Origin of the sequence: Streptomyces sp. NPDC000075 (assembly GCF_040301925.1) — a bacterium.
In the GTDB taxonomy this organism is placed as follows: domain Bacteria; phylum Actinomycetota; class Actinomycetes; order Streptomycetales; family Streptomycetaceae; genus Streptomyces; species Streptomyces polychromogenes.
The window spans coordinates 116,549-132,913 of record NZ_JBEPFL010000011.1 but is presented as its reverse complement, the minus strand read 5'-3'; the positions used below and the strand labels follow the sequence as shown (position 1 = coordinate 132,913).

Below are 16,365 nucleotides of genomic sequence, written 5' to 3'. Positions count from 1 at the left end.
GTCGGCGACTGGGCCCGCGTCCCGGCGGACCCGGTGCCGGTGCCGGCGCCCGCTCCGGTGCCGGGGACGGCGCCCGCTCCGGTGCCGGCGCCCGCCTTCGGAGTACCGCCGCCGGAAGCACGGCGTCCGGCCGGGGTGGCGGGGGTGGCGCCGGGGGGCGCCGTACGGCCGGCGGGGGCGGAGGTGGTACCGGCGCTCATCGGCCGCACCGCCCCGGCCCGACGATCCGTGTGCCGCCGCACGGCGGCGGCCAGGGGGTGGGGGCGTACATCAGGCCACCGCCTTCCCGGCCGCGACGGGGACCCCGGCGACCACGCCCAGCAGCGCCGACCCGTCGACCACCCCCAAGCACCGTCCGTCCTCGACGACCCGGGCGTTCTCCCCGGTCCGGGCGACCGCCTCGATGGCCTCGTGGATGGTCGCGGTCGGTGCCAGCGCCGGTCCGGCCCCGGTCTCCTCGGCGCGCGCCGGGCGCATCGCCGAGCGGACCGTCAGCACCTGTTCGCGCGGCACGTCCCGGACGAAGTCACGGACGTAGTCGTCGGCGGGGGCGCCGACGATCTCCTCGGGCGTTCCCAGCTGCACGATCCGGCCGTCCCGCATCAGCGCGATCCGGTCGCCGAGCCGCAGCGCCTCGCCGAGGTCATGGGTGATGAAGACCATGGTGCGGCCCTCCTCGCGGTGCAGCCGGACGACCTCCTCCTGCATGTCCCGCCGGATCAGCGGGTCGAGCGCGCTGAACGGCTCGTCGAAGAGGAGTACTTCGGGGTCCACCGCGAGGGCGCGGGCCAGCCCCACCCGCTGCTGCTGACCGCCGGACAGCTGCCCGGGCCGGCGCCGCTCCATGCCCTCCAGGCCGACCTTCGCCACGAACGCCGCCGCGCGCTCGCGGCGTTCGCCCCGGCCGACGCCCTGGATCTCCAGGCCGTAGGCGACGTTGTCGAGCACGGTGCGGTGCGGCAGGAGCCCGAAGTGCTGGAAGACCATCGCGGCCCGGTGGCGGCGCAGTTCGCGCAGCCGGGCCGGGTCCATGGCGAGGACGTCCTCGCCGTCGACGGAGAGGCTGCCGGAGGTCGGCTCGATGAGCCGGGTCAGGCAGCGGACCAGCGTCGACTTGCCGGAACCCGACAGGCCCATCACCACGAACACCTCGCCCTTGCGCACGTCGAAGGAGACGTCGCGGACGGCGGCCGTGCAGCCGGTCCGCTCGCGCAGCGTGGCGGCGTCCAGCGAGGCCAATTCCGGATCGGCCGGGACCCGTCCGGCCTTCGGCCCGAAGACCTTCCACAGGTTCCGGACGGCGAAGACGGGCTCGGCGCCGGCGTCAGGGCCTCCCCCGGCCTGTGCCTTCGCGTTCACGTCCGCGCGTACGTCCGCGTGTGCGTTCGGTCGGCTCATCGGCTGGTACCTCCCAGCAGTTCGGCGCATTTCTCCCCGACCATCAGCACCCCGATCATCGGGTTCACGGCGGTCATGGCCGGGAAGACGGACGCGTCGGCGATCCGGACGCCGGACAGGCCCCGGATCCTCAGATCGGGTGTGACGACGGCGAGCGCGTCGTCCTCGGCACCCATCCGGCAGGTACCGGCCGGGTGGTACACGGTGTGCGCGACCTGCCGGGCGTACGCGCTGAGCTCCTCGTCGGAGGTGACCTCCGGGCCCGGGCAGACCTCGCGGCCCAGCCAGCCGGCCAGCGGCTCGGCCGCCGCGATCCGCCGTGCGATCTTGATTCCGTCGACCAGGGTCCGGGCGTCGTAGTCGTCCTCGTCGGTGAAGTACCGGAAGTCCAGCGCCGGCTTGACCTCGGGGTCGGCGCTCGTGAGGTAGAGCCGGCCCCGGCTGCGCGGCTTGGGGATGTTCGGGGTCATCGACACGCCGTGGGCGGGGCGTTCGTAGCCCAGCCGCTCCGGATTGTCGGTGAACGGCACCTGGTAGAAGTGGAACATCAGGTCCGGCCCCCGGGACGCCGGATCCCGGCGGACGAACAGCCCGGCGTCCGAGTCCATCGCCGAGTTCTCCGGTATCGGGCCCTTCGTCTCCCACACGATGACCGACTCGGGGTGGTCGAGGAGGTTCTCGCCGACGCCCGGCAGGTCGTGCACGACCGGGATGCCCAGCTTCTCCAGGTCAGCCCGGGGTCCGATGCCCGAGTGCAGCAGCAGCCGCGGCGAGTCCACGGCGCCGGCGCACACCAGCACCTCGCGGCGGGCCCGCACCACGTGCTCCCGGCCGTCCGCGGTGCGCACGTGCACTCCGGTGACCCGGGTCCCTTCCAGCTCCAGCCGGAACGCCCACGTCTCCAGGACGATGTGCAGGTTCGGGCGGTCGAGGAAGGGGTGCAGGTAGGCGACCGAGGCGGAGGACCGCTTGTTGTCCTCCGGGTGGTAGGCCAGGTCGAAGAAGCCGGCCCCCTCGTGGAAGGGCGCCTTGTTGAACCCCTCGACCCGGGGGACGCCGAGGGCGCCGCGCGCCGCCTCCACGAAGTCCCGGGCGATGGGGTTCCGGTCGTCCCCGTGGACCGGGACGATGTTGTTGCGGAGCCGGTCGAAGTACGGGTCCATGGAGACCGCGTCCCAGCCCTCGGCGCCGGCCTCGGCCCACTCGTCCCAGTCGGAGGGGAGCGGCTTGAACGAGATGAGCGTGTTGTGCGAGGAACAGCCGCCCAGCACCCGCGCCCGGCTGTGCCGGATGTGGGAGTTGCCGCGGGGCTGCTCGGTGGTGGGGTAGTCGTAGTCCAGTTCGCCGCCGAGGAGCCCCGTCCACCGGCGCAGGGTGAGGACGTCCTCGCGGCCGACGTCACTGGGTCCGCCCTCGATGACGGCCACGCTGAGCGAGGGGTCCTCGGTGAGCCGGGAGGCGATCACGCAGCCGGCGGTCCCGCCGCCGACGACGACGTAGTCGTAGACCTGCTGGTCGTCCTGGCGGTGCTGGGGGTGCTGGTGGTTCATGCCCGGTCCTTCCGGTGCTCGTTCCGTGCGCCGTCGTGCCGTCCGCCGGCGAACCACCGGACGGGGCGCGGAGCGAGGTTGCGGTAGACGTGCTTGGCCTCGCGGTACTCGGCGAGGCCGGTGGGGCCCAGTTCGCGGCCGATGCCGGACTTGCCGAAGCCGCCCCATTCCGCCTGCGGCAGGTACGGGTGGAAGTCGTTGATCCACACGGTGCCGTGGCGCAGCAGCCCGGCCACGCGGCCGGCCCGTTCCGCGTCGGCGGTCCACACCGCCCCGGCCAGGCCGTACTCGGTGTCGTTGCCGAGGGCGACGGCCTCCTCCTCGGTGCGGAAGGTCTCCACGGTGAGGACCGGGCCGAAGACCTCCTCGCGCACCACGCGCATGCCCCGGTGGCAGCGGTCGAGGACGGTGGGCCGGTAGAAGAAGCCGGGGCCGTCCGGCCGGCTTCCGCCGGCGCGCAGCACCGCGCCCTCGGCGAGGGCGGAGGCCACGTACTCCTCGGTCCGCTCCCGCTGGGCGGCCGAGACCAGGGGCCCGCACTCGACGCCGGGGTCGGTGCCGCGGCCCAGCCGGATCAGCCGGGCCCGGCGGGAGAGTTCGGCGACGAACCGGTCCCGCAGCGGCTCCTCGATGATGAGGCGGGAGCCGGCCGAGCAGACCTGGCCGCTGTGGATGAAGGCGGCGTTGAGGGCCTGGTCGACGGCGGTGTCGAAGCCCTCGGGGGTGGCGCAGGCGTCGGCGAAGACGATGTTGGGGTTCTTGCCGCCCAGTTCGAGCGCGACCTTCTTGACGCTGCCGGCCGCCGCCCGCGCGACCTTGGTGCCGCTGGCGAGCCCGCCGGTGAACGAGACGAGGTCGACGTCGGGGTGCTCGGCGAGCCGCGCGCCCACGGTGTGGCCGGGGCCGGTGACGATGTTGGCGGCGCCGAGCGGGAGTCCGGCCTCCAGCAGCAGCTCCACCAGGGCGACCGTGCTCAGCGGGGTGAGCTCGCTGGGCTTGATGACGAAGGTGTTGCCGGCCGCGAGGGCCGGCGCGATCTTCCAGCTGGCCTGGAGGAGCGGGTAGTTCCACGGGGTGATCAGCGCGCAGACGCCCACCGGCTCGTGGACGACCACGCTGTGGACGTCCGGGGAGCCGGCGTCGACGACGCGCTCCGCGCTCTCCTTCTCCACCAGATCGGCGAAGTAGCGGAAGGCGTCGCGCACGCAGTCGACGTCGGTGCGGCCCTCCTCCAGCGTCTTGCCCGCGTCCCGGCTCTCCAGGGCGCCGATCCGCTCCCGGTCGCGTTCCAGCCGGTCGGCGACCCGGCGCAGCAGGGCGGCGCGCTCGGCGACGGGCGTACGGGGCCAGGCGCCCGCGTCGAAGGCGGCGCGGGCGGCGGCCACCGCGTCGTCGGTGTCCCGGACCCCGCCCTCGGCGACGACCGCGAAGGCGGTGGCGTCGGCGGGGTCGATGATCCGGCGGGCGTCTCCGGAGAGTGATGCCCGCCACTCGCCGCCCACGTGGATGGTCTGTTGTGCTGCGCTCACGTCGGGTGTTGCCTTTCGTTCCTTCAGGCCCCCCGCTGGTCGTCCGGGGGACCGGGAGGCCGCTGCCGGCCGCCCGGGGCGCGCGTGCCCTCGTCATCCGGGGGCATGCGGAAAGAGCGGAGGAGAGTGATCCACTTCACGGGGCGGGTCCGCATATAAGGGGTCAAATAGGACGAATGGCAGCTGGAGATCTCGCGACTACGCAGGGGGTGCCGTCGGCAGAACGCCGCGCATGCGGTCGAGGAGCACCCGGGCCGCAGGGCTCACCGGTCCGGTGGCCGGCCAGGCGAGGACGATACGGGCACGGATCCGGGGCTGGACGATCGGCAGGGTGCGCAAGGGTCCGGCCGGATCCGCGCCCTCCTCGCCGAGGGGCAGTACGGCGACGCCCAGACCCCGGGCGGCGAGCCGTGCCAGCACGTGCGGGGCCGCCGCCTCGAATGCGACGCGGGGCCGGAATCCCGCCCTGGCGCAGGCGCGTTCGAGGGACGCCCGTACTCCGGTACCGCGCGGCAGGCAGATCAGCGGGCGGTCCCGCAGATCGGCCAGCGGGATGTCGACGCGCCCGGCGGGGGTGAGCAGCGGGTCGCCTGGCGCGAGAGCGGCGCCGAGCGGGACGTCGATGACCGTCCGGTAGGCGAGGCCGGGCGGAGGGGCCTCTCCGGTGGGCCCCAGGAGGGCGACGTCCATCTCACCGGCCAGGAGCGCGGCCTGCATCCGCTCCGACGTGTCCTCGGTCAGCGCGATCTCGATGGCGGGGTGGGCGTCGTGGAAGTCCGCGAGGAACGAGGCGACGTCGAACGCATGGTGGGTGGCGCCGGAGACCAGCCCGAGCGTGACCCGGCCGCGCAGGAGTCCGGCGTGCTCGTCCACGGCGTTGCGCACCGCGTCCGCGGCGGCCAGCGCGGCCCGCGCGTACGGCAGGACGGACCGGCCCACCGCAGTCGGCGTCACCGATCGGCTGGACCGCTCGAGGAGGGGCTGCCCGAGCTCCTTCTCCAGCTGGCGGATCTGGGCGCTGAGCGCCGGCTGGGAAAGATGGAGCCGGGCGGCGGCGCGGGTGAAGCCGCCCTCTTCGACGACGGTGACGAAGTAGCGCAACTGGCGGAGCTCCATAACTGCTGATTCTAGATCGCATCGCGTCCATCTATTGGACATATGGCTGGACCGGCCCCAGGGTTGGTCGCATGGGGAACACGACATCTCGAACTGACGACCGGCACGCCGGAATCAGAGCTTTGATCGCGGCGGAACGGCAGGAACTGGCCGATCTGCTCGACGGCTTGCGGCCCGCCCAGTGGGACGAGCCGAGCCTCTGTGCGGGATGGCGGATCCGCGAGGTCGCGGCGCACATGTCGATGGGTTTCCGGCTCTCCCTGCCCGCGATGCTCGTCGAGCTGGCCAGGGCCCGGGGGAACCTGCACCGCATGACGGACGGCGTCGCCCGCCGGGACGCCGCCGCCCGTTCCACGGCCGAACTCGCCGCGTACCTGCGGGAGGGCGCCCGTCACCCCTGGACTCCACCGGTCGGGGGGTTCCGGGCCGCGCTGGGCCACGACGTGGTGCACGGCCTGGACATCACGGTCGCCCTCGGCCACGACCGCCGTGTCCCCGAGGACCGGCTGCGGGTCCTGCTCGACGACATCCGGCCCAGCGGGCTGCGGTTCTTCGGCGCCGACCTCGGTGGAGTGCGGCTGTGCGCCGAGGACCTGGACTGGTCGTACGGATCAGGGCTCCCCCTGTACGGCGCCGCCCAGGACCTCCTCCTGCTGGCCTTCGGCCGGAGGCTTCCGCCCGGGCGGCTCCGGGGCGAGGCGAGGGCCCGCTTCACCACCGCCTGAGCGCCGGCACGCACCCGAAGGAGGCCCCCACGTGCAGTGGGCCGCCAGCGCGGTGACGGCCCTCGTCCTCTTCACCTTTCTCGCCGTCACTTCGGGGGATGGGGACAGACCCGAAGGCCCATGTTCACCGCTCCCGCGTCGGACCCGTCGGCGGTCCCCAGAGCCGGCGTGACACGCAGGCTGACGAGGGCGCCTCTCGGGGTGGGGAGCTCCCAGTAGGCCATGTGGTACGGGTCCTTCTCCTCGATCCTGTCGGCGTCTTGAGGGATCTCGTACTCGCCGAGTTCCTGCGGAAACGCGGTGGAATCCCAGGCGCCCTCCCAGGCCGGCTCGCCGAACACCGAGGACACGGCATCCCGGTACAACGGCCAGACCCGGTCCGCCTCGGCCAGCACCCGCGGGTTTTCCTCCGGACTCGCCGCCGACTCCCCCCACACCCAGTGCCGCAGGCTCTGCACGGGCGCCCAGCTGCCACCCGCCGCGTTCAGCGTCATCCGGCCCCCCGTCCGCGTGACCACGTTCAGCACGTACTCGAACTGCGTGGGCGTCCACCCGAACTGCGCGCACCACTCGTCCAGCCCCTGGCCGGGCAGCGGCGGGCCGTTCCACACGGTCTCCCAGTGGACGTCGGCCAGCCCCCGCAGCTCGGTGACGAGCTCCTGCGGGGTTCGGTCCACCGGCGGTTCGAAGGGCGTGCCCATGTCGTGCTCTCTCTTTCTCGCGTCTCGTCACGTCACGTTACGGCGGTCGGCCGGCGCCGTCAGTGGCCACTGCCCCGGGCTGGGGCGGGGCACTCGGCTCACCCCAGGGGCGTCGCCGGTGATCCGGCCCCGTTCCTCAGCGGGACTCGGCGAGGAAGGCGGAGACCGTGGTGGCGAAGCGCTCCGGGGCGTCGTGGTGGACTACGTGACCGGCGGGGAGTTCCACCAGGCGGGCGCGGCCGTCGTGGCGGGCGGCGATCATGGTCCGGGCATGAGCTGCCGTCAGCTCGTCGCTGTGCGTTCCGCGGACCAGCAGCGTGGGGCAGGACACCGCGGTCCAGTCGGCCCGGTGGTCGCCGTTCAGCGCCTTCTGGGAGGTCACCGTGGACTCGATGCCGAAGGAGAAGCCCCAGCGCCCGTCCCGCTCCCGGAACGCGCATTCCAGATAGGGCGCGGCCGGGCCCAGTGCCTCGGCCAGCGCCTGTCTGGACGGTGCGGGAGGGGGAAGGCGGGTGGTGAACGACCAGTCGCAGTCGACGACCGCGCCGATGTCCTCCACGATCAGCCGTTCGACCCTGTCGGGGTGGCGTGCGGCGAACTGGTAGGCGTTGACCCCGCCCAGCGAGTGCCCCAGCACCGCCACCGGGCCGAATCCCAGGTGCCGGTGGAGGGCGAGGAGGTCGGCCGCGTAGTCCTCGCGCCCGTAGCCGTCGGCCGGGTCGGACTCCCCGTGGCCGCGCTGGTCGAGGGCGATCACCCGCCGGCTCGGCGCGAGCGCCCGCGCGAGCGGGGCGAACGCCGACGCTTCGTTGTAGTGCCCGTGCAGGGCGAGGAGCGGCTTCCCCGGACCGCCGAAGTCCAGGTATGACAGCCGCCGCCCTCCCGCCGTGAAGTACTCGCGCATGGCCTCGATCGTAGGGGGCCGCACTGACAGTCGACGGCGAGCGGCGAGCGGTGAGCGGCGAGCGGTCGGCTGCGCGGCCGGTCCGGGGCCGCTGAGCGGCGGCGTGCGGGGCCGGGTCTCACCCCGGCACCGGTGTCACGGTGCCGTTGGGGCCGCAGCGCACGGTCCACGGGGCTCCGGAGGGGCCGTTGGAGCCGAGGTTCTCGTGGATGCGGATGTCGACCTGGGCCGGGGGGCGGTCGCCCGGGACCTGGGCGTGGGCGGCGGTACAGGCCAGTTGGGACACGGCCGTCACGTCGAGGTCCCCGCTGCTGACGGCGCGCGGCACGTGGACGTCGACGGCGCCGTTGCCGGCGGTCGCGGTGAGCCGGCCCGCCATCGGAGGGACCTGGGTGACCAGGCCGCGGTCGCGTTCGGCGGGGGTCGGTCCCTCCAGGAGGAGGTCCAGGGCCTGCTGCGGGCTCAGCGGGCGGTCGGTCGGCCGGTCGACCGCGCGGATGCCGTACGGGCCGGCGAAGTAGAGCTGGACGGTGCGGGCCCGCGTGCCCGGCGGCTGGATGCCGGAGGCGGGGGCGCCGGCCGTGACCGGGCCGGTCGGGGTGATGCCGCAGCCGGCGGCGGTGAGGAGGGTGAGCAGCGCGGCGAGGGCGGTGCGGCGGCGGGTCATCGCGGTTCCGGCGAGGGTGGGGTGGCGGCGGGTCATCGGGGTTCCGGTGGGGGCGGGGTGGCGAGGGGGAGGGTGAGGGTGAACCGGGCACCGGCGCCGGGGGCGTTGGCGGCCGTCAGGGTGCCGCCGTGCAGCAGGGCGTTCTCGTGGGCGAGGGCGAGCCCGAGTCCGCTGCCCTCGGAGCGGGTACGGGCCGTGTCGGCCTTGTAGAAGCGGTCGAAGACGTGGGGCAGGGCGTGTTCGGGGATGCCGGGTCCGTGGTCGGTGACGGTGAGGACGGCCGTGCCGTCCTCCGCGCGGGCGCGGGCGCGGACCGTGACGGGCGGGCGGCCGTGGTGCAGGGCGTTGCCGACCAGGTTGGCCAGGATCACGTCGACGCGGCGCGGGTCGGCGAGGACGGGTACGGGCTCGGCGAGGTCGGCCGTGACGCGTTCGTCGCCGTCCCAGCCGCGCAGGTGGAGGGTCTTGGTGACGAGGGTGCGCAGGTCGATCCGTTCGGCGCGCAGGGGGGCGGTCTTGGCGTCGAAGCGGGCGACCTCCATCAGGTCCTCGACCATGCGGACCAGGGTGCGGGTCTCGTCGCTGATGAGGCGTACGGCGTCGGCGGTGTCGGGCGGCAGCGTTCCGGAGGCGGCGTCCTCGTCGAGGATTCCGGTGACCGCGCTCATCGCGGCGAGGGGCGTGCGCAGTTCGTGGGCGACGTCGCCCGCGAAGCGGCGCGCACCCGCTTCCATGCGGCGCAGTTCGGCGTCGTCGCGTTCCAGGGTCTGCGCCATCTTGTTGAACGTACGGGTGAGGTCGCCGAGTTCGTCGCGGCCCTCGGCCTGGAGGCGGGTGCCCAGTTCACCGGCGGCGATGCGTTCGGCGCCGTCGTGGAGCCTGCGGACGGGGCGCAGGACGCGGCGGGCCGCGAAGAGGGCGGGCACGAGGGCGAGGGCGAGGGCGGGGAGGGCCGCCGCCTGGGCGGCGGTGAGCAGGGCCGCGATGTCCGCCGCGTCGTCGTCGAGGCGGAGGGAGGTGTAGACGGTGAGGCCGGACGGCCCCGGGGGGTTCGGTGCGGTGGATCCGGCCGGTGTGCCGGCGTAGGCGACCGGCATGGCGAGGGCCAGCCAGGGGCGCCCGTCGTGCTCGACGCGCTGGTAGGCGGCCTGGGCGCCGTCCCGCACCGCCGCGCGGAGTTCCGGCGGGACGGGCGGGTTCCCGGGGGTGGCGGTGACGAGGGGGCCGTTCTGGTACGCGGCGCCGGAGTGCCGGGGGTGGGCGCCGCCGGCGCGGTCGAGTTGCAGGGTCAGGTCGCGCAGGTCCGCGGTGCTCGGCGGGAAGGGCAGGCCGGGGGCGAGGGAGTCGAGCTGGGCGCGCAGGTCGGCGACGGCGGCGTCCTGGGTGCGGTCGAGGATGGCGGAGCGGGCCCGCTGGAAGGTGAGCCCCGCCGTGAGCAGGGAGCCGAAGGCGGCGGCGAGGAGGAAGGCGACGACGAACCGTACCCGCAGGCCGCGCGGGACGCGTGGCCGCAGGGCCGGACGTTTCCACCTCATCCGACGGGCCCGAAGCGGTAGCCGAAGCCCCGGACCGTCTGGATGTACGCCGGTGCGCGCGGATCGTCCTCGATCTTGGCCCGCAGCCGCATCACGCAGGCGTCGACGAGGCGGTCGTCGCCGTAGAAGGAGTGCTCCCAGACCTGTTCGAGCAGCTGCTGGCGGGAGTGGACCTGGCCGGGTGAGGCCGAGAGGAACAGCAGGAGCTTGAGCTCGGAGGGGGCGAGGGCGAGCTCGGTTCCGCCCTTGGAGACGATGAGCGCCGTCCGGTCCACGGCCAGGTCCCCGTACCTTTCGGCGCCGGTGTGCGCGGGCGCGTCCCCGGGGCCGCCGTCGGGGGCGGGGGCGACCCGGCGCAGGACGGCCTTCATCCGCGCTTCCAGGACCTCCCCGCTCGCCGGTTTGACGATGTAGTCGTCGGCGCCGGCTTCGAGTCCGACGACCATGTCGATGTCGTCGCCGCGCGCGGACAGGATGATGATCGGGAGCTGTTTGCTCTCCCGGATGCGGCGGCAGACCTCCAGTCCGCTCATCCCGGGCAGCATCAGGTCGAGGAGCACCAGGTCCGGCCGGTGGCGTTCCAGCAGGAGCAGTCCCGTCTCGCCGCTGGCCGCGACCTCGACCTCGTGGCCCCGGCGCTTGAGCGCGAGCGTGACGCCCTTCTGCACGGCGAGGTCGTCTTCGATCAGCAGGACTCGTGCCATGGCGGGTGCGCTCGTCTCCTGTGCTCGGTGGGTCCTCGGGTGAGCCTTCGGATGGCTGCCGTGTTCTTCGACAAGGGTGCTCGAAGCGTATGACGACGGGTTCCGCTTTTCGTGATGAAACGATGACGGCCTGCCCTTTCTGCCACTCGAAGCGGTTCCGTCGAGGACATGAGCAATGCACGTTCCATGAAGAACACCCGTACCGGCCGCTTCCTTTTCGCCACCGCCACCGCCACCGCCACCGCCACCGTCTCCGCCGTCGTCCTCGGCCTCGGCCTCACCGCCTGCGGGCCGGGCGGCGGGGCCACCGCGGACAAGGGCGGCGCCGGCGGGCCGAGTGACGGCCGCGGCGACGCGAAGCCGCAGCGGCTGCTGTGGATGGGCGACTCCATCGGCGAGGCCGAGGCGCCGGCGCTCGGCGCCGCCATGAAGGCGGGCGGGGCCGGCTTCGCCTCGATGGCCGCGGCGGGAGGCGGCGGGGTGATCGGTGAGATGGCGGCCCCCACCTGGGAAGACCTGCCGAAGAAGCTGGCGGAGTTCAAGCCCGACGTCGTCGCCTACCAGATCACCACCTACGACTGGGGATCCGCCGACGAACAGCGTGCCGGGTACGAGCGCCTGGTCAAGACGGTCACCGAGGCCGGCGCCGACCTCCTGATCGTCTCCGCCCCGCCGTTCAAGCTCGACGACTTCTACAAGCCGCACGAGGCGGCCATCAAGACGGCCCCGCGCTCCGCCCGTGAGGTCGCCGAGAAGCACCCGCAGTCCGTCGGCTTCCTCGACGCGTCCGCGCTGTGGGGCACCGACGGCGCGGCGGCCGGGGCGCTGCGCAGCAAGGACGGCATCCACTCCTGCCAGCAGGGTTCGGCGGCGTTCGCCGCCTGGTTCGGCAAGGAGCTGAACAAGCGGTACGGGTTCGCCGCCGCCGCGCCCGACCAGTGGGCCACCGGAACGTGGACCGCCGACAAGGTCTACGGCCCGCTCGGCTGCGCGTAGCCGCCCCTGTCGCCCCGTCCGTCCCCCGCACGCGGCGGCACCCCGCCCGACGGGCCGTGTGCCGCCGCGTGCTCCCTAGGAGCACCATGACCGTCCCCTCCCCCACCTCCCCCGCCGCCCCGGCCTCCCCTGCGTCCGGTCCGGCGCCGCGCTCGCACCGCCGCCGGGGCCCCGCCCGCGCGGCGGCACCGGGCGGCGGGCCGCAACCGGGCGGCGCCCCGGGCCACATCACGGCCCTCGACGGACTGCGCGGCGCGGCGGTCCTGGGCGTGCTGCTCTTCCACGCCGGCCACTTCGGCGGCGGCTTCCTGGGGGTCGACCTCTTCTTCGTGCTGTCCGGCTTCCTGATCACCGGGCTGCTGCTGAGAGAGGCCCGGGAGGGCGGCGGCCGGATCCGCCTGGCCGCCTTCTGGGGACGGCGGGCGCGCCGTCTGGCACCCGCGCTCACCGTCATGATCGGCGGAACGCTGCTGCTGGTCACCGCCTTCGGCACGCCGCCGCTGCGGCGCCAGGCCCTCGACGACACGCTCTGGGCGATGGCCAACCTCGCCAACTGGCACTTCATCACCGGCCAGGCCGGATACTGGAAGGCGTCCGGCACGCAGGTCTTCGGCCATCTGTGGAGCATCGCCGTCGAGGAGCAGTTCTACCTGCTCTGGCCGCTGCTGGTCGTCGTACTGGTGCGCGCCGGCCGGGTCCGGGGCGAGCGTCTGGTCGCGGCGACGGCCGCTGCGGGGGCGCTCCTCTCCCTCGTCCTGATGGTCACGCTCGTCGACCCGGTCGACACCACCCGCGTCTACGAGGGAACCGACACCCGCGCCTTCTCCCTCCTCCTGGGCTCCCTGATGGCCACGGAACCCGCCGCGCGGCTCATCGGCCGGCTCGGCGAGCGGGCGCGGAAGTGGTGGAGCCCGGTCCTCGCGGCCGCCCTCGCGGCGTACTGGTCCACCGCCGACGGGCAGGGCTCCCCCGGCCTGTTCCAGGGCGGCCTCTTCCTGCACGCCCTGGCCGCGGCCCTGCTCATCGCCTGCGTCGCGCGCACCCCGCACGGCCCGCTCGCCCGGGCCCTGTCGGCGCCGCCGCTGCGCGGCCTCGGCAGGATCTCGTACAGCCTCTACCTGTGGCACTGGCCGGTGTTCCTGCTGCTGAGCGAGGAGCGGCTGGGCCTGACTGGCTGGGCCCGCACCGCCGTGATACTCGCCGTCTCCCTCACCGCCGCCCTGCTCTCCGCGCGCCTGGTGGAGGACCCCGTCCGCTTCCGCTCCCGCTGGGCGCACGGCCGGGCCGGAGCGGTGGCCCTCCTGGCGGCCCTCGTCCTCCTCACCGCCCTGTGGGCCCTCCTCCCCCGGCCGCAACTCGGCGCGGGCACGGTCGACGTCGACCGGCTCACGGCCGGAGGGACTCATTGAGGTCGCCGCCCCCTGACGCGGCTCACGGCCCGGGCTGACCGCCGGGACGGGCCCGTGCCGCAGCGTCCCCGTCCATCCCCTCATGGGGACTTGGGGCTTCCGCACCACCCGGGCGGGGCGACGCGGGTAAGTTCCGGACGCAGAGGCGGCCGTCCGGAACGGGGCGGGCGGCGGGGACCGGGCGAGGGGGCGCGGGATGGCGGGCAGGGGCGTTGCCGGGGGGCGGCCTTGGGGGCCGATCCGGCCCGAGAACACGCAGGCGGGGAGACTGGCGGAGTTCCTGCGGGCCCGGGTGGACGAGTCCGGGAAGACGCTGGCGGTCCTGGCCGGTGAGGTGAACTTCTCCAAGTCCCAGGTCAGCACCTATCTGGCCGGGAAGGTCCCACCGCACGCGTTCGTCTCCGCGCTCGTCAGGGCCACCGTCCCGCCGCAGTTGCGCGAGCGGCGGCAGGAGGAGGCGGCCGGGTTGCTGCGGGACGCGGTGCATCCGCCGCGCACCGCCGGGACGGTGCCCGGGCCGCGGACGGCCCACGGCGGCGCGGACCTCACCGCGGCGCAGGCGCGGCAGATCGAGACCTACGACCGGCTGACCCGGTCGCTGGAGCAGCAGGGCGAGCTGCGGCAGGCCGCCGACAACTCCGCGAAGCTGATCATGGTGCTGCTGGGGATGATCTACAGGCTGCGCGAACGCGTCACCGCCCTCACCACCGAACGCGACCGGCTCAGGGAGGGGCCGGACGCCACGCGGGCCGTCGCGGTCGACGAACGCCTCAACAGGGCCCTGGCGCAGCAGGCGAAGGCCGAGGAGGAGCTGGAGCGGGCCGACGCGAAGAAGCGGCAGGCCGAAGCCCTGTCGTCCCGGCTCCAGGAACGGATCGACGAACTGACCGACGAGCTGGACCGGCTGCGGGGGCCGGGCGCGCCGGCGGGCGGTGCGCTCGCGGTACCGGCGGCCCCGGCCGGAGGGCCCCGGGCCGGCGCGCAGGGCGTACCGCGCGATCCCGAAGGCGACGACATCGACGCCGTCCTGGCCCGCGTCAGCGCCGTCAACGACACCGACGACGACACCATCGCCCGCATCAGCACCGAGACGGGCCTCGGCGCGGCCCCACCCGGGGCCGTCCCGGACAACGCCGCCACCGCCACCGCCAACGGCCACGACGCCGAGGACGGCCGCAGTCTCGAACAGCTGCGCGCCGCCGCCAAGGAAGCCGAGGAGCAGGGTGACGCGGCCGCGACCGCGGCCGCGTACGGCGCGCTCGTACGCGCCTCCACCCGGCTGCTGGGCCCCACCTACCCGGACACCCTCGCCAGCCGGTACGACCACGCCTACTGGACCGGGGAGAGCGGGGACGCCGCGGCCACCCGCGACCTGTACACCGGGATCCTGCGGGACGAGACCACCACCCTGGGACCCGACCATCCCGAAACCCTCGACACGCGGTACGCCCTCGCCGAGTGGACGGGCCGGGCCGGACACCGGGACGCCGCCCGCGACCTCCACGCCGCCCTGATCGCCGACCGCGTACGCGTGCAGGGTCCCGACCACCCCGACACCCTCAGGACCCGCCACGCCCACGCGGACTGGACGGGCAGGGCCGGGGACGCGGCCGCCGCCCGCGACCTCCACGCCGCCCTGGTCACCGACCGCGCACGCGTGCTGGGACCCGACGCCCCTGACACCCTCGACACCCGGCACGACCACGCCCACTGGGCGGGCAAGGCCGGGGAGGCCGGCCCGGCCCGCGACCTCTACGCCGCCCTGCTCACCGACCTCGAACGCCTCCACGGCCCCGACGCCCCCGACACCCTCGCCGCCCGGCACGACCACGCGCACTGGACGGGTCAGGCCGGGGACGCGGACACCGCCCGCGACCTCCACGCCGACCTCGTCGCCGACTGCGCGGGCGTCCACGGCGCCGACCACCCCGCCACCCTCAAGGCACGCCGTGACCACGCGGACTGGACGGGTGAGGCCGGGGACGCGGACGCCGCCCGCGACCTCTACGCCGGTCTCATCGGCGACCGCGCACGCGTCGACGGTCCCGACCACCCCCTCACACTCAAAACTCGCCACGAGCACGCGCACTGGACGGGTGAGGCCGGAGACGCGGCCCGCGCGCGGGACCTCTACGCCGACCTGATCACCGACCGCCGGCGCGTCCGGGGCGCCGACCACCCCTCCACCCTCGACGCCCGGCACGACCACGCGTACTGGGTCGGGGAGCTGGGCGAGGCGCGGGCCGCGCGGGACCTCTTCGCCGAACTCGTCGCCGACCGCGAACGCGTCCAGGGCGCCGAGCATCCCGCCACCATGAACGCGCGCCACAACCACGCCCATCACACCGCCTCGGCGGGCGACCCGGCGACCGCCCGCGAGCTCTACGTCCGCCTGGTCCGGGACCGCGAACGCGTCCTGGGAGCCGACGCTCCCGACACCCTCTTCTCCCGTACGGGGCTCGCGCACCAGACGGGTGAGACCGGTGACGCGGCCGCCGCACGCGACCTCTACGCCCGTCTGGCGGTCGACTGCTCCCGGGTCCTCGGCGCCGACGACGTGGAGACCCTGAACGCCCACCGCGAGCTCGCCCGCTGGACCGGCGAAGCCGGGGACCCGGTCGCCGCGCGCGACCTCTTCGCCGGTCTGGTCGCCCGCTACGAGCGGTGGCTGGGCGTGGACGATCCCGAGACGCTGGCCGCCCGGTCCGGGCTCGCGCGCTGGACCGGCCGCTGCGGCGACCCGTCCCGCGCCCGCGAACTGTGCGACGCCCTGCTGCCCGACCTCGAGCGGATCCTCGAACCCGACGACCCCGCCACGCTCGACACCCGGCACGACCAGGCCCACTTCACCGGAGAGGCCGGGCTCCCGGAGGCGGCCCGCGCCCTCTTCGAAGCCCTCGTCCCCGAGCTGACCCGCCTCGTCGGAGCCGACCACCGCAGGACCCTGTGGAGCCGGCACAAACTCGCCCGCTGGACCGGCAGGTCCGGACGGCCCGCCACGGCACACGCCCTCTACTCCGACCTGCTGGCGGACCACACCCGCGTACTCGGCCCCGACCATCCCGACACCCTCACCAGCCTGCGCGAACACGCCTACTGGGGCGGCAAGGCCGGCCTCTGAGCAGGCACGT

The 16,365-nt window shown here is 74.5% G+C and carries 13 protein-coding genes; 4 read left to right on the top strand and 9 right to left on the bottom strand.

The annotated features are described in order from the left end of the window. Positions 1-270 precede the first annotated feature (270 nt). The 4 genes from ABT403_RS15670 to ABT403_RS15655 all read right to left on the bottom strand — a co-directional run bounded on the left by ABT403_RS15670 (position 271) and on the right by ABT403_RS15655 (position 5,593). Positions 271-1,398 carry a quaternary amine ABC transporter ATP-binding protein gene (locus tag ABT403_RS15670; RefSeq protein ID WP_344152741.1) on the bottom strand — a complete coding sequence of 376 codons (1,128 nt, stop codon included), beginning with the start codon at positions 1,396-1,398 and terminating at the stop codon, positions 271-273. Then, positions 1,395-2,948 (bottom strand): GMC family oxidoreductase, encoded by a 1,554-nt coding sequence (locus tag ABT403_RS15665; protein ID WP_344152738.1) that lies wholly within the window; start codon positions 2,946-2,948, stop codon positions 1,395-1,397. Before ABT403_RS15665 ends, ABT403_RS15670 begins: the two co-directional genes overlap by 4 nt. After that, the gene (locus ABT403_RS15660) at positions 2,945-4,477 is read right to left on the bottom strand and encodes an aldehyde dehydrogenase family protein (RefSeq protein WP_344152735.1); all 1,533 of its coding nucleotides are present in this window, start codon (positions 4,475-4,477) and stop codon (positions 2,945-2,947) included. The genes ABT403_RS15665 and ABT403_RS15660 overlap by 4 nt, the downstream gene beginning before the upstream one ends. Before the next feature lie 198 nt (positions 4,478-4,675). Next, positions 4,676-5,593: a LysR family transcriptional regulator gene (locus ABT403_RS15655; RefSeq protein WP_344152732.1), complete on the bottom strand. Its 918-nt coding sequence runs from the start codon at positions 5,591-5,593 to the stop codon at positions 4,676-4,678. 71 nt (positions 5,594-5,664) lie between these two features. On the opposite strand from ABT403_RS15655, the gene ABT403_RS15650 reads away from it, so the two are divergent. Continuing rightward, on the top strand, positions 5,665-6,318 hold the full coding sequence (locus tag ABT403_RS15650; protein ID WP_344152729.1) for a maleylpyruvate isomerase family mycothiol-dependent enzyme: 654 nt from the start codon (positions 5,665-5,667) through the stop codon (positions 6,316-6,318). Positions 6,319-6,404: 86 nt separating this feature from the next. Here ABT403_RS15650 and ABT403_RS15645 read toward each other — a convergent pair whose 3' ends face one another. The 5 genes from ABT403_RS15645 to ABT403_RS15625 form a co-directional block, all read right to left on the bottom strand. Beyond that, a complete protein-coding gene (locus ABT403_RS15645) occupies positions 6,405-7,019 on the bottom strand; it encodes a hypothetical protein (protein ID WP_344152726.1) in 615 nt (204 codons plus the stop codon). 136 nt (positions 7,020-7,155) lie between these two features. Then, positions 7,156-7,923 carry an alpha/beta fold hydrolase gene (locus tag ABT403_RS15640; protein ID WP_344152723.1) on the bottom strand — a complete coding sequence of 256 codons (768 nt, stop codon included), beginning with the start codon at positions 7,921-7,923 and terminating at the stop codon, positions 7,156-7,158. A gap of 118 nt (positions 7,924-8,041) precedes the next feature. Continuing rightward, positions 8,042-8,626: a GerMN domain-containing protein gene (locus tag ABT403_RS15635; protein WP_344152719.1), complete on the bottom strand. Its 585-nt coding sequence runs from the start codon at positions 8,624-8,626 to the stop codon at positions 8,042-8,044. Next, positions 8,623-10,125, bottom strand: coding sequence for a sensor histidine kinase (locus tag ABT403_RS15630; RefSeq protein WP_344152716.1), 1,503 nt, complete (start codon positions 10,123-10,125; stop codon positions 8,623-8,625). The genes ABT403_RS15635 and ABT403_RS15630 overlap by 4 nt, the downstream gene beginning before the upstream one ends. Then, entirely contained in the window at positions 10,122-10,829 is a 708-nt protein-coding gene (locus ABT403_RS15625; RefSeq protein WP_344152713.1) for a response regulator, read from the bottom strand. Before ABT403_RS15625 ends, ABT403_RS15630 begins: the two co-directional genes overlap by 4 nt. A 168-nt stretch (positions 10,830-10,997) precedes the next feature. Here ABT403_RS15625 and ABT403_RS15620 point away from each other — a divergent pair, with 168 nt between their 5' ends. The 3 genes from ABT403_RS15620 to ABT403_RS15610 all read left to right on the top strand — a co-directional run bounded on the left by ABT403_RS15620 (position 10,998) and on the right by ABT403_RS15610 (position 16,355). Further along, complete coding sequence (locus ABT403_RS15620) at positions 10,998-11,825, top strand: SGNH/GDSL hydrolase family protein (RefSeq protein ID WP_344152711.1); 828 nt, start codon at positions 10,998-11,000, stop codon at positions 11,823-11,825. An 86-nt stretch (positions 11,826-11,911) separates the two neighbouring features. Then, complete coding sequence (locus ABT403_RS15615) at positions 11,912-13,234, top strand: acyltransferase family protein (RefSeq protein ID WP_344152708.1); 1,323 nt, start codon at positions 11,912-11,914, stop codon at positions 13,232-13,234. Between the two features lie 196 nt (positions 13,235-13,430). Then, positions 13,431-16,355 carry a tetratricopeptide repeat protein gene (locus ABT403_RS15610; protein WP_344152705.1) on the top strand — a complete coding sequence of 975 codons (2,925 nt, stop codon included), beginning with the start codon at positions 13,431-13,433 and terminating at the stop codon, positions 16,353-16,355. The last annotated feature ends 10 nt before the right edge of the window (positions 16,356-16,365 follow it).